The sequence below is a fragment of the Streptomyces cyaneofuscatus genome, from assembly GCF_000718135.1.
In the GTDB taxonomy this organism is placed as follows: Bacteria; Actinomycetota; Actinomycetes; order Streptomycetales; family Streptomycetaceae; genus Streptomyces; species Streptomyces cyaneofuscatus.
On the sequence record NZ_JOEM01000016.1, the window covers coordinates 193,640 to 207,056 of the forward strand.

Genomic DNA, 13,417 nt, shown 5'->3' on the forward strand with positions numbered 1-13,417 from the left:
CCGCCCTCGATGGATCAGTCCCGGTCGGCCAGCAGCTTCTCGACGCCGTCGCGGACGTCGTCCGTCGCCAGTCCGCGGATCGTCAGCGTGGTCCGGCGGCGCAGCACGTCGTCCGCCGTCTCGGCCCACTCGTGGTCGCGGGCGTAGGCGACCTGGGCCCAGATCTCCGGGGCGTCCGGGTGGACGCGCTCGGCCAGCTCCGGGCTCTCGTTGGCCAGTCGCGCGATGTCGAAGGCGAGCGAGCCGTAGTGCGTGGCCAGGTGCCGGGCGGTGTCCGGCGCCATGCGCGGGCCGGGGGTACCGCCGTCGATGAGCAGCCGGTGGGCCACCGCGTTCGGGTTGGCGATCCCGGGCAGCGGCAGCTTCTTCGGCAGCCGGTTCATCGGCTCCATGTCCTCGGCCAGCGGGTGCCCGGGCAGGGCGGCCAGCTTGTTCATCACGGTGCGGCCGATGTGGCGGAACGTCGTCCACTTGCCGCCCGCGACCGACAGCATCCCGCCGCGGCCCTCCGTGACGACCGTCTCGCGCTTGGCCTTGGAGGTGTCACCCGGACCGCCGGGCAGCACCCGAAGACCGGCGAAGGAGTACGTGATCAGGTCGCGCGAGAGCTGCTGGTCCTTGATCGAGAACGCCGCCTCGTCGAGGATCTGCGCGGTGTCGGCCTCGGTCACCGAGACGTCCGCCGGGTCGCCCTCGTACTCCTCGTCCGTCGTGCCGAGCAGGAGCATGTCCTCCCACGGCAGGGCGAACGTGATGCGGTACTTGTCGATCGGCGTGGCCAGCGCCGCCCGCCACGGGCGGGTCCGCTTGAGGACCAGGTGGGCGCCCTTGGAGAGGCGGATGGAAGGGGCCGCGTTCGGGTCCTCCATCTTCCGCAGGTGGTCGACCCAGGGGCCGGTCGCGTTCAGCACGAGGCGGGCGGTGACGCCGAACTCGGTACCGTCCACGCTGTCCTTCAGCTCGGCGCCGGTGACGCGGCCCCGGGTGAAGCGCAGGCCCGTGACGGCCGCGTGGTTGAGGACGACGGCGCCCGCGTCGACGGCCGCGCGGACCGTCATCAGCGCCATGCGGGCGTCGTTCATCTGGTCGTCGCCGTAGACCGCGACGGCCTTCAGGTTGTCGGTGCGCAGCTCGGGGACGTCGCGCTGGGCCTTGGCCGGGGAGATGACGTGGCCGACGCCGTCGCCGAACGCGGAGAGCGCGGAGTAGGCGAAGACGCCCGCGCCGAGCTTCGCCGCGCCGTGCGGGCCGCCCTTGTAGACGGGCAGGTAGAAGGTGAGCGGGTTGGCCAGGTGCGGGGCCACCTCGCGGGAGACCGCGCGGCGCTCGAAGTGGTTCTCCGCGACCAGCTTGACCGCGCCGGTCTGGAGGTAGCGCAGACCGCCGTGGAGCAGCTTGGAGGAGGCGGAGGAGGTGGCGCCGGCGAAGTCACCGGCGTCCACCAGAGCCACCCGCAGCCCGGACTGCGCGGCATGCCAGGCGGTGGAGATGCCCAGGATGCCACCGCCGATGACCAGGAGGTCGTACGTCGCCCGGGACAGCTGCTCCCGGGTTTCGGCGCGGCTCGGCAGGGAGCCGGAGGCCGGGTGCGTTCCGAGGGCGGGAACGCTCTGCAGGGTGGTCATTTTGAATGCTCCTCGTCAGCTTTCTTCGTCCTCGACCCAGCCCATGGTCCGTTCGACGGCCTTGAGCCAGCTCTTGTACTCGCGGGCACGGGTGTCCGCGTCCATGCGGGGGGTCCACTCGGCGGCCCGGCGCCAGTTGGCGCGCAGCGCGTCGGTGTCCGGCCAGAAGCCGACGGCCAGGCCGGCGGCGTAGGCGGCGCCGAGGCAGGTGGTCTCGGCGACCATGGGGCGCACCACGGGTGCGTCCAGGAAGTCGGCGAGCGTCTGCATCAGCAGGTTGTTGGACGTCATGCCGCCGTCGACCTTGAGCGCGGTCAGCTCGACGCCGGAGTCCTTCGTCATGGCGTCGCTGATCTCGCGGGTCTGCCAGGCGGTGGCCTCCAGGACGGCACGGGCGATGTGCGCCTTGGTGACGTAACGGGTGAGACCGGTGATCACGCCCCGGGCGTCGGGACGCCAGTAGGGGGCGAACAGGCCGGAGAATGCGGGCACGAAATAGGCGCCGCCGTTGTCCTCGACCGAGGAGGCGAGCGTCTCGATCTCGGCGGCCGACTTGATCAGGCCCATCTGGTCGCGCATCCACTGCACCAGCGAACCGGTGACCGCGATGGAGCCCTCCAGGGCGTACACCGGGGGCTTGTCGCCGATCTGGTAGCCGACGGTGGTGAGCAGCCCGTTGTACGAGTTCACCGGGGTGGAGCCGGTGTTCATCAGCATGAAGGTGCCGGTGCCGTACGTGGACTTGGCCTCGCCCTCGGCGAAACAGGTCTGGCCGAACAGGGCCGCCTGCTGGTCACCGAGCGCGGAGGCGACGGGCACGCCGTCGAGGATGCCGCCCTTGGCGTGGCCGTACACCTCGGCGGAGGAGCGGATCTCGGGGAGGACCGCGGCCGGGATGCCGATGGAGGAGAGGATCTTGTCGTCCCACTCCATCTTGTGCAGGTTCATCAGGAGGGTGCGCGAGGCGTTGGTGACGTCGGTGACGTGGACGCCGCCGTCGGTGCCGCCGGTCAGGTTCCAGATGACCCAGGAGTCCATGGTGCCGAAGAGGATGTCGCCGGCCTCGGCGCGCTCGCGCAGCCCCTCGACGTTGTCGAGCAGCCAGCGGACCTTGGGCCCGGCGAAGTACGAGGCGAGCGGCAGCCCGGTCTCGCGGCGGAACCGGTCCTGGCCCACGTTGCGGCCGAGCTCCTTGCAGAGCGCGTCGGTACGGGTGTCCTGCCAGACCAGCGCGTTGTGCACCGGCTCACCGGTGTTCTTGTCCCACAGGAGCGTGGTCTCGCGCTGGTTGGTGATGCCGATCGCCTTGACGTCGGCGGAGGTGATGCCGGCCTTGACGATGGCCCCGGCGACGACCTCCTGCACGTTCTCCCAGATCTCGGTCGCGTCGTGCTCGACCCAGCCCGGCTTCGGGAAGATCTGCTCGTGCTCCTTCTGGTCGACCGAGACGATCCGGCCGTCCTTGTCGAAGACGATGCAGCGGCTTGAGGTGGTGCCCTGGTCGATGGCCGCGATGAACGGGCCGGTGCCGTGGGTGCCGGTGGTGTGTGCGTCGGTCACGGTGTGCTCCCGGAGGTCTGTGAAGGGAAAAGGGGGTTACGGCGCTGATACCCGAGTGGGCTAGGCGAAGGCCAGGTTGTAGAGCCCACCGGCGAGTGCGCCGCCGATGAGCGGACCCACGATGGGTACCCACGCGTAGCCCCAGTCGGAACCACCCTTGTTCGGCAGCGGCAGCACCGCGTGCACGATGCGCGGTCCGAGGTCACGGACCGGGTTGATGGCGTACCCCGTGGGGCCGCCGAGCGAGAGGCCGATACCGACCACGACCAGGGCCGTGACCAGGGCGCCGAGTGTGCCGAGGCCGTTGCCCTCGTCGTTGAGGCCCTGGGTCAGGATCGCCAGGACCAGCACGACGGTGGCGATGACCTCGGTGACGACGTTCTGCACGCTGTTGCGGATCTCGGGGCCGGTGGAGAAGATCCCGAGCACCGGTCCGGCCTTGGGGGCGGAGGTCTGGTCGACCATCGCCTCGTCGGAGGGCTGCGCCCTGATGATCTCCGGGTCGGTGAGGTGGGCGTGGAACTGCCCGTAGTACACCGCGTAGACCAGTACGGCGCCGATCATCGCGCCGAGCAGCTGCGAGCCGAGGTAGAGGGGCACGTCGCCCCACGCGGTACCGCCCTGAATGGCGAGGCCGAGGGTGACCGCGGGGTTGAGGTGGGCGCCCGAGACACCGCCGGCCAGGTAGGCGCCGGTCAGCACGGCGAAACCCCACCCGAAGGTGATGGCCAGCCAGCCCGCGTTCTGGGCCTTCGAGCGCTTCAGCGTGACGGCGGCACAGACACCGCCGCCGAGCAGGATGAGTACGGCGGTACCGATGGTCTCGCCGATGAAAATGTCGGAGCTGGACACCCGCGACTCCTTTGTCCTTCGTCCAGGGGAGAGCGGAACACCGGGTCCCTCCGGTGGTCCGCGCCCCAGGTGGGTATCCACGAAGTGTGGGCAGCCCACCTGTAAGGGCTTGACCGGCCCTTGGCACTGTCACACCCTAACGCGTATTGCCGTTAGGCGTTCGACAATGCCGACCGTTGAACGGCAGTGTTTCCCCCGAGTGAAGGAAGCGTCAAGGGTTCTGTGGCCGAGGATCCGGTGCGCGACGCGATCGTTACCCCACGATGCGCCCGGACGCGCGCGGGCGCACCCGGGCGCGTCCGCGCATGCGTTACGGGTGCGGCAGCCCGCCAATCAGGGGCGCCCGGCCCTCAGGGGCGCCCGGTCCTCAGAAGCGCCCGGCGCCCAGGTCCCGGGAGACCGCCCGCGCACAGTCCCGTACGGCCGCGATCAGCTCGGGCCGCAGCACGCCGCCCGGCGCCACCCGCTCCACCGCGCCCGTCACCGCCACCGCGCCCACCGGCATCCTGCGCCGGTCGTGGATCGGGGCGGACACGGCGGCCACCCCTTCCCAGGTCTCCTCGGCGTCGGCGGCCCAGCCCTGGGCGCGGATCAGGTCCAGCATCGCCTCGAACTCGTCGGCGGCCGTCACCGTGCGCCCGGTGAAGGAGCGGCGCTCCGCCTCCATGACCTCGCTGTGCGCCACCGGGTCGTAGGCGGACAGCACCTTGCCGAGCGCCGTGGAGTGCAGCGGCTGCATCGCCCCGACCTCCAGCACCTGGCGGCTGTCGTCGGGCCGGAAGACGTGGTGGACGATGAGGACGCCGTGCTGGTGGAGGACGCCGAGGTGGACGCTCTCGCCGCTGGAGCGGGCCAGGTCGTCCGTCCAGACCAGGGCGCGGGCCCGCAGCTCGTGGACGTCGAGATAGCTGTTGCCGAGGCGCAGCAGCTCGGCGCCGAGCTGGTAGCGCCCCGAGGTGGCGTCCTGCTCGACGAACCCCTCCAGCTGGAGGGTGCGGAGGATTCCGTGGGCGGTGCCCTTGGCCAGCCCCAGGGAGGAGGCGATGTCGGACAGCCCGAGCCGCCGCTCGCCGCCCGCCAGCAGACGCAGCATCGCGGCCGCCCGCTCCAGCGACTGGATGTTCTTGGCCATCGCGCCGTACTCCTCCACCTCGGTTCGACAATGCTGAACACTATCGGTCGATGCCGACCTGCGCCGGACTCCGGGGGAAAGTCTCCTCCTGACGGTCCGCCGCGCCCGCACCCGCACAGCATGCAGTCCGTCTCATGGACGGACCGACCACGCGTCGAGGTGTCCGGCTACGCTGACGGGGTGCGCCTTCCCCAAGAAGGACGCAAAGCCGACAGCCGTCGCATCCCTGGGAGATCATCCATGGCCTCGTTGCCTACACCCGCCCCCGACAGCCGGACCCGCGCAGCAGCCCTGCGCGAGGCGCTCGCCACCCGGGTGGTGGTGGCCGACGGTGCGATGGGCACCATGCTCCAGGCGCAGGACCCGACCCTTGAGGACTTCGAGAACCTCGAAGGCTGCAACGAGATCCTCAACATCACCCGCCCCGACATCGTGCGCACCGTCCACGAGGAGTACTTCGCGGTCGGCGTCGACTGCGTGGAGACCAACACGTTCGGCGCGAACCACTCCGCCGCCAACGAGTACGAGATCGCCGACCGGATCTTCGAGCTCTCCGAGTCCGGCGCCCGCATCGCCCGCGAGGTCGCCGACGAGTTCGGCGCGAAGGACGGCCGTCAGCGCTGGGTCCTCGGCTCGATCGGCCCCGGCACCAAGCTGCCCTCGCTCGGCCACATCACGTACGACGTCCTGCGCGACGGCTACCAGAAGAACGCCGAGGGCCTCCTCGCGGGCGGCTCCGACGCCCTGATCGTCGAGACCACCCAGGACCTGCTGCAGACCAAGTCCAGCATCATCGGCGCCCGCCGGGCCATGGACGCCCTCGGCATCGACGTGCCGCTGATCTGCTCCCTCGCCTTCGAGACGACCGGCGTCATGCTGCTCGGCTCCGAGATCGGCGCCGCCCTGACCGCCCTGGAGCCGCTGGGCATCGACCTCATCGGTCTGAACTGCTCCACCGGCCCGGACGAGATGAGCGAGCACCTGCGCTACCTCGCCCGCCACTCCCGTACGCCCCTGATGTGCATGCCCAACGCCGGCCTGCCCGTCCTCACCAAGGACGGCGCGCACTTCCCGCTCGGCCCCGACGGGCTCGCCGACTCCCAGGAGCTGTTCGTCCGGGACTACGGCCTCTCCCTCATCGGCGGCTGCTGCGGTACGACCCCGGCCCACATGAAGGCCGTCGTCGAGCGGGCCCAGGGGCTCACGCCGCCCGAGCGCGACCCGCGCCCCGAGCCCGGCGCGGCCTCGCTCTACCAGCACATCCCCTTCCGCCAGGACACCGCCTACCTGGCGATCGGGGAGCGCACCAACGCCAACGGCTCCAAGAAGTTCCGCGAGGCCATGCTGGAGGCCCGCTGGGACGACTGCGTGGAGATGGCCCGGGACCAGATCCGCGAGGGCGCGCACATGCTCGACCTCTGCGTCGACTACGTGGGCCGTGACGGCGTCGCCGACATGGCGGAGCTGGCCGGCCGCTTCGCGACCGCCTCCACCCTCCCGATCGTGCTGGACTCCACCGAGCTGCCCGTGCTCCGCGCCGGCCTGGAGAAGCTCGGCGGCCGCGCCGTGCTGAACTCGGTGAACTACGAGGACGGCGACGGCCCCGAGTCCCGCTTCGCGCAGGTCAGCGCCCTGGCCTCCGAACACGGCGCCGCCCTGATCGCCCTGACCATCGACGAGGAGGGCCAGGCGCGGACGATCGAGCACAAGGTCGCCATCGCCGAGCGGCTCATCGAGGACCTCACCACCAACTGGGGCATCCGCGAGTCCGACATCCTCATCGACACCCTGACCTTCACCATCTGCACCGGCCAGGAGGAGTCCCGCGGCGACGGCATCGCCACCATCGGGGCCATCCGCGAGCTGAAGAAGCGCCACCCGGACGTCCAGACCACCCTGGGCCTCTCCAACATCTCCTTCGGCCTCAACCCGGCCGCCCGGGTCGTGCTGAACTCCGTCTTCCTCGACGAGTGCGTCAAGGCGGGCCTGGACTCCGCGATCGTGCACGCCTCGAAGATCCTGCCCATCGCCCGGCTGGAGGAGGAGCAGGTCAAGGTCGCCCTCGACCTGATCTACGACCGCCGCGCCGAGGGCTACGACCCCCTCCAGAAGCTCATGGAGCTCTTCGAGGGCGTCAACATGAAGTCGATGAAGGCGGGCAAGGCCGAGGAGCTGATGGCCCTCCCGCTGGACGAGCGGCTCCAGCGCCGCATCATCGACGGCGAGAAGAACGGCCTGGAGGCCGACCTGGACGAGGCGCTCCAGGACACCCCGGCCCTGGACATCGTCAACAACACGCTGCTTGAAGGCATGAAGGTGGTCGGCGAGCTGTTCGGCTCCGGCCAGATGCAGCTGCCGTTCGTCCTCCAGTCCGCCGAGGTCATGAAGAGCGCGGTGGCCCATCTGGAGCCGCACATGGAGAAGTCCGACGACGAGGGCAAGGGCACGATCGTGCTCGCCACCGTCCGCGGCGACGTCCACGACATCGGCAAGAACCTCGTCGACATCATCCTCTCCAACAACGGCTACAACGTCGTCAACCTCGGCATCAAGCAGCCCGTCTCCGCGATCCTCGAAGCCGCCGAGGAACACCGCGCCGACGTCATCGGCATGTCCGGTCTCCTGGTGAAGTCGACCGTGATCATGAAGGAGAACCTCCAGGAGCTCAACCAGCGCAAGATGGCCGCCGACTTCCCGGTCATCCTCGGCGGCGCCGCGCTGACCAGAGCCTACGTCGAGCAGGACCTGCACGAGATCTACGAGGGCGAGGTCCGCTACGCCCGCGACGCCTTCGAGGGACTGCGCCTCATGGACGCGCTCATCGGCGTCAAGCGCGGTGTGCCGGGCGCGGCCCTGCCCGAGCTCAAGCAGCGCCGGGTCCCCAAGAAGGACGTCGCGGCGGTGCTGGAGGTCGAGGAGCCCGAGGGCTCGGTGCGCTCGGACGTCTCCACCACCAACCCCGTCCCCGAGCCGCCGTTCTGGGGCACCCGGGTCATCAAGGGCATCCCGCTCAAGGAGTACGCCTCCTGGCTCGACGAGGGCGCCCTGTTCAAGGGCCAGTGGGGCCTCAAGCAGGCCAGGACCGGTGACGGACCGACGTACGAGGAGCTGGTGGAGACCGAGGGGCGCCCGCACCTGCGCGGCTGGCTGGACCACCTCCAGTCCAACAACCTCCTGGAAGCCGCCGTCGTCTACGGCTACTTCCCCTGCGTCTCCAAGGGCGAGGACCTGATCCTCCTGCACGAGGACGGCTCCGAGCGGACCCGCTTCACCTTCCCGCGCCAGCGCCGCGGCCGCCGCCTCTGCCTCGCGGACTTCTTCCGCCCCGAGGAGTCCGGCGAGACGGACGTCATCGGCCTCCAGGTCGTCACCGTCGGCTCCCGGATCGGCGAGGCCACCGCCGAGCTGTTCGCCGCCAACTCCTACCGCGACTACCTGGAGCTGCACGGCCTCTCCGTCCAGCTCGCCGAGGCCCTCGCCGAGTACTGGCACGCCCGGGTCCGCAGCGAGCTGGGCTTCGCCGGGGAGGACCCCGCCGACGTCGAGGACATGTTCGCGCTGAAGTACCGGGGCGCACGGTTCTCGCTCGGTTACGGGGCCTGCCCCGACCTGGAGGACCGCGCGAAGATCGCCGACCTCCTCCAGCCGGGCCGGATCGGAGTGGAGCTCTCCGAGGAGTTCCAGCTCCACCCGGAGCAGTCCACCGACGCCCTCGTCATCCACCACCCCGAGGCGAAGTACTTCAACGCACGGTAGCCGCCCCTTCACCCCGCGGCTCCGCGTCGTTCGCGCACCGCGGCCCGACACGTCGTACACTGGTCGGTCCAGTGCAGGCCGGTCGCCCTCCCCTTGGGGAATGGCGGCCGGCCTTCTCGTCCCTTACGGAAGGTGTGCCGGATGACGAGTACGGTCCCCGCGTCCCTGACCCGCACGGCCGAAGGCGCCGCCCTGCAGGCGGTCCTTCTCGACATGGACGGAACCCTGGTCGATACCGAGGGCTTCTGGTGGGACGTCGAGAAGGAGGTCTTCGCCGACCTCGGACACCGTCTGGAGGAGCCCTGGCGGGACGTCGTCGTCGGCGGGCCGATGACCCGCAGCGCCGGCTACCTGATCGACGTCACCGGCGCCGACATCGCTCTGGACGAGCTGACCGTGCTGCTCAACGACCGCTTCGAGAAGCGCATCCGGCACGGCGTGCCGCTCATGCCCGGCGCCGGGAGACTGCTCGCCGAGCTGGCCGCGTCACAGATCCCCACCGCGCTCGTCTCGGCCTCGCACCGCCGGATCATCGACCGGGTGCTGGACTCGGTGGGCCACCACCACTTCGCGCTCACGGTCGCCGGTGACGAGGTCACCCGCACCAAGCCGCACCCCGAGCCCTACCTCACCGCCGCCGCGGGCTTCGGCGCCGACCCGTGGCGCTGCGCGGTCATCGAGGACACCGCGACCGGGGTGGCCGCCGCCGAGGCGGCGGGGTGCCGGGTGGTCGCCGTACCGTCCGTGGCCCCCATCGCCCCCGTCTCCGGCCGGGTCGTCGTCGGCTCCCTCGAAGAGGTCGACCTCGCCTTTCTGCGGAAGCTCGTCGCCGCCACGGGCTGAAGGATCCGTGTGCGTTCCGGAAATTTTCCGTGGACGTGAATCAGCCACAGTCCCCCTGTGTGAAGAGGCGGGAAGGGTGAGCTTCCTCACCTGGAAACCCTCCCCGGCCTGCCGTGATCGGTTGATCTGTCCGGAATGGTGATCAAATATCGCCCCCTCCGGAGGCCGGGGGAGGGCGGCCCGCTCCGAGCGCGGTCGGGGCGGTCACCGGCGGCTACTAACTTTGATTCCTCACCCACCGTGATGAGGGAGAACGTCCGTATGAACCGCAAGACCCTGGTGCTGCCGGCCGTCGTCGGCCTGCTCGCCCCCGTGCTCGCCGCCTGCGGCAGCACGGACAGCGGCGCCGGTGGCGAGGGCGCCATCGTCGTCGGCACCACGGACCAGCTCGTGGCCTCCGAGGAGAACCCCGCTCCTCTCGACCCGGCCATCGGGTACGAGGCAGGCGTCTGGAACGTCCTGCGGCAGACCGTGCAGACCCTGACCACCGTGCCGGCCGGCGGCGGCGAGCCGGTGCCCGAGGCCGCGCAGAGCTGCACCTTCACGGACAACGCGAACGAGAGCTACCGCTGCACCCTGCGCGCGGGCCTCAAGTTCGCCGACGGCACCCCCGTCACCGCCGAGGATGTGAAGTTCTCCATCCAGCGGGTGATCGACATCAACTCCGACAGCGGACCGGTCGGGCTCCTCGCCAACATCGACACGATCGAGACCAAGGGCAGCGACCAGGTGATCTTCCACCTGAACACGCCCGACGCGACCTTCCCGTACAAGCTCGCCACCCCCGCCGCCGGCATCGTCCCCAAGGGGAAGTACCCGGCGAAGGAGGCGCGCGACGGCTTCCAGGTCGACGGCTCGGGGCCGTACACCATGAAGCCGCAGGTCGAGGACGGCCGGGTCACCCGGATCGCCTTCACCAAGAACCCCTCCTACAAGGGCGAGCTGAAGGTCCTCAACGACAAGGTCGAGATGGACCTCTTCCCCGACGCCGACGCCATGGGCAAGGCGCTGGAGGAGAAGAAGATCCACATGATGACCCGGGCCATGTCGCCCGAGCAGGCCCGCGACATGCTGGTGAAGCCGAAGGAGGGCATCGAGCTCACCGAGATGCCCGGCCTCGCCATCAGCTACCTCGGGTTCAACACCAAGGACCCCGTGGTCAACAAGTCCGTCCGGCAGGCCATGGCGCAGATCATCGACCGGGGCGAGATCGCGGGCAAGGTGTACGGCACCACCGCCGAGCCGCTCTACTCGCTGATCCCCTCCAGCATCACCGGCCACACCAACGCCTTCTTCAACAAGTACGGCGAGCCCAGCGCCGCCAAGGCCGCGCGGACCCTCAGGAACGCCGGGGTCAAGACGCCGGTCAAGTTCACCCTGCACTACACCAACGACCACTACGGCTCCGCCACCGCCAAGGAGTTCAAGGCGCTCCAGGCGCAGCTGAACGGCTCGGGCCTCTTCGACGTCGACGTCCAGGGCAAGGAGTGGTCGAAGTACCGCCCGGAGCAGAAGCGCGGCGACTACGCGGCCTACGGCATGGGCTGGTTCCCCGACTTCCCGGACCCGGACAACTACACCGCCCCGTTCCTGGACAAGAACAACTTCCTCAACTCCCCCTACCGGTCGCAGGAAGCGCAGAACGTCCTCATCCCGAAGTCGCGCCGCGCCGCCGACCGCAGCGCCGCCGCCACGACGTACGAGAAGCTCCAGGACATCGTCGCCACCGACGTGCCCGTCCTGCCGATCTGGCAGGGCAAGCAGTACGTGGCCTCCCGCAGCGGGGTCGCCGGGGTCGAGCGGTCCGTCAGCGCCACCTCCGAGCTCCAGCTCTGGGAGCTCAACAAGACCAACGCCTGAGCACCGCTCGGAGCCACGAAAGCCGTCCGGCCCGCACCCCCTGTCAGCAGGATCGGTGCGGGCCGGACGGCTTTCGTACGGTGGCTGCTACTGCGCTCCCGGACGCACCAGCCCGCTCTCGTACGCGTACACCGCGGCCTGCACCCGGTCGCGCAGGCCCAGCTTCGTCAGCACATGGCCCACATGCGTCTTGACCGTCGTCTCGCTGACGAACAGGTCCGCCGCGATCTCCGCGTTGGACAGCCCCCGCGCCACCAGCTTCAGAACCTCCACCTCACGGTCCGTCAGCGTGTGCAGGGCGTCCGGGACCGGGTCCTCGCCCGAGGGCAGGTGGTCCGCGTACTTGTCGAGGAGCCGGCGCGTGATGCTCGGGGCGAGCATCGCCTCGCCCGCCGCCACCACCCGGATCGCCTGGACCAGCTCATTGGCCGGGGCGTCCTTCAGCAGGAAGCCGCTCGCCCCCGCGCGCAGCGCCTCCACCACGTACTCGTCGAGATCGAACGTGGTCAGCACCAGCACCTTCGCCGGACCGTCCTTGCCGGGGCCGGTGATCTGGCGGGTCGCCTCCACGCCGTCCATCCGCGGCATCCGGATGTCCATCAGCACCACATCGGGCTGGAGCGCCCGCACCTGGTCGATGGCCTGCAGACCGTCACCGGCCTCACCGACCACCGCCAGATCGCCCTCGGCCTCCAGGATCATCCGGAAACCGGTGCGCAGCAGAGGCTGGTCGTCGACCAGAAGGACGCGGATCGCCACAGGAACTCCTTAAGGGCCCTCAAGGGCCACGGCACGGCCGGCCTCGGCCCCGACCGGTCCCATTCTGCCCTGGTCATCCTCGCCCGACTCCGCCGGGCGAACCGACAGCGGATAGACCGGGGGAGTCCCGCCGAATTCCGGACACACCGCCTGGTGATCGCACCAGCCGCACAGCTTCGTCGGGCGCGGCCGCCAGTCACCGGTCTCGGTCGCCAGCGCGATCGCCTCCCACAGCGCGAGCAGCTTGCGCTCCACCCGCTCCAGGTCCGCCACCACCGGGTCGTACGTCAGCACATCGCCGCTGCCCAGATAGACCAGCTGGAGCCGGCGCGGCACGATCCCCTTCAGCCGCCAGATCACCAGCGCGTAGAACTTCATCTGGAAGAGCGGGCCCTCGGCATACTCCGGCCTCGGCGCCTTCCCCGTCTTGTAGTCGACGATCCGCACATCCCCGGTCGGCGCCACATCGATCCGGTCGATCACCCCGCGCAGCCGCAGCCCCGACTCCAGCTCCGTCTCGACGAAGAGCTCCCGCTCGGCCGGCTCCAGACGCGTCGGGTCCTCCAGCGAGAACCACCGCTCCACCAGCCGCTCCGCCTCGCCCAGCCAGCGCGACAGCCGCTCGCCCTCGGTGTCCCCGGCGAACAGCTCGCCCAGCTCCGGCTTCGCCTCCAGCAGCCGGTCCCACTGGCCGGGAATCAGCGCCCGCGCCCGCGGCGCCGTACGGTCCGCCGCCGGGGCGTCGAAGAGCCGCTCCAGCACCGCATGGACCAGGGTGCCCCGGGTAGCCGCCTCGCTGGGCTTCTCCGGCAGTTTGTCGATGACCCGGAAGCGGTAGAGCAGAGGGCACTGCATGAAATCGCTCGCCCGCGACGGCGACAGAGATGTGGGCGGCTGCGGCGGCCGGGGCACGGAGGTCATGTCTGAAGACCCTACGGCCCGCCACTGACAGTCGGCGGCATACCATCGACGGCAGACCCTCGCAGACAGCATCATCGTGGCGCAGGCCACGTACCGAACCGAAGGGACC

9 protein-coding genes are annotated in these 13,417 nt (G+C 70.1%); 3 read left to right on the forward strand and 6 right to left on the reverse strand.

Going from position 1 to position 13,417, the window contains the following annotated elements:
• Positions 1 to 14: 14 nt before the first annotated feature.
• From IF17_RS0125385 to IF17_RS0125400, 4 genes are all read right to left on the reverse strand, one after another.
• Positions 15 to 1,625, reverse strand: coding sequence for a glycerol-3-phosphate dehydrogenase/oxidase (locus IF17_RS0125385; RefSeq protein ID WP_030570176.1), 1,611 nt, complete (start codon positions 1,623 to 1,625; stop codon positions 15 to 17).
• Positions 1,626 to 1,640: 15 nt separating this feature from the next.
• Positions 1,641 to 3,185, reverse strand: a complete 1,545-nt coding sequence (glpK, locus tag IF17_RS0125390; protein ID WP_030570179.1) for a glycerol kinase GlpK — start codon at positions 3,183 to 3,185, stop codon at positions 1,641 to 1,643.
• A 60-nt stretch (positions 3,186 to 3,245) separates the two neighbouring features.
• Positions 3,246 to 4,037, reverse strand: coding sequence for an MIP/aquaporin family protein (locus IF17_RS0125395; RefSeq protein WP_030570182.1), 792 nt, complete (start codon positions 4,035 to 4,037; stop codon positions 3,246 to 3,248).
• 367 nt (positions 4,038 to 4,404) lie between these two features.
• A complete protein-coding gene (locus IF17_RS0125400; RefSeq protein ID WP_030570186.1) occupies positions 4,405 to 5,169 on the reverse strand; it encodes an IclR family transcriptional regulator in 765 nt (254 codons plus the stop codon).
• Between the two features lie 240 nt (positions 5,170 to 5,409).
• Here IF17_RS0125400 and metH point away from each other — a divergent pair, with 240 nt between their 5' ends.
• From metH to IF17_RS0125415, 3 genes are all read left to right on the forward strand, one after another.
• Positions 5,410 to 8,925, forward strand: a complete 3,516-nt coding sequence (gene metH, locus IF17_RS0125405) for a methionine synthase (RefSeq protein ID WP_030570189.1) — start codon at positions 5,410 to 5,412, stop codon at positions 8,923 to 8,925.
• A 141-nt stretch (positions 8,926 to 9,066) separates the two neighbouring features.
• Positions 9,067 to 9,768 (forward strand): HAD family hydrolase, encoded by a 702-nt coding sequence (locus IF17_RS0125410; protein WP_030570192.1) that lies wholly within the window; start codon positions 9,067 to 9,069, stop codon positions 9,766 to 9,768.
• A 261-nt stretch (positions 9,769 to 10,029) separates the two neighbouring features.
• A complete protein-coding gene (locus IF17_RS0125415) occupies positions 10,030 to 11,628 on the forward strand; it encodes an ABC transporter substrate-binding protein (RefSeq protein WP_030570195.1) in 1,599 nt (532 codons plus the stop codon).
• An 87-nt stretch (positions 11,629 to 11,715) separates the two neighbouring features.
• On the opposite strand, the gene IF17_RS0125420 is transcribed toward IF17_RS0125415, so the two are convergent.
• On the reverse strand, positions 11,716 to 12,387 hold the full coding sequence (locus IF17_RS0125420; RefSeq protein ID WP_030570198.1) for a response regulator: 672 nt from the start codon (positions 12,385 to 12,387) through the stop codon (positions 11,716 to 11,718).
• A gap of 9 nt (positions 12,388 to 12,396) precedes the next feature.
• Positions 12,397 to 13,242, reverse strand: coding sequence for a PD-(D/E)XK nuclease family protein (locus IF17_RS0125425; protein WP_030570201.1), 846 nt, complete (start codon positions 13,240 to 13,242; stop codon positions 12,397 to 12,399).
• Positions 13,243 to 13,417: the final 175 nt, after the last annotated feature.

Coding starts and splice junctions, on each gene's coding strand:
- IF17_RS0125385 (WP_030570176.1), bottom strand. CDS start 1,625: ATGACCACCCTGCAGAGCGTTCCCGCCCTCGGAACGCACCCGGCCTCC.
- IF17_RS0125400 (WP_030570186.1), bottom strand. CDS start 5,169: ATGGCCAAGAACATCCAGTCGCTGGAGCGGGCGGCCGCGATGCTGCGT.
- metH (WP_030570189.1), top strand. CDS start 5,410: ATGGCCTCGTTGCCTACACCCGCCCCCGACAGCCGGACCCGCGCAGCA.
- IF17_RS0125410 (WP_030570192.1), top strand. CDS start 9,067: ATGACGAGTACGGTCCCCGCGTCCCTGACCCGCACGGCCGAAGGCGCC.
- IF17_RS0125415 (WP_030570195.1), top strand. CDS start 10,030: ATGAACCGCAAGACCCTGGTGCTGCCGGCCGTCGTCGGCCTGCTCGCC.
- IF17_RS0125425 (WP_030570201.1), bottom strand. CDS start 13,242: ATGCAGTGCCCTCTGCTCTACCGCTTCCGGGTCATCGACAAACTGCCG.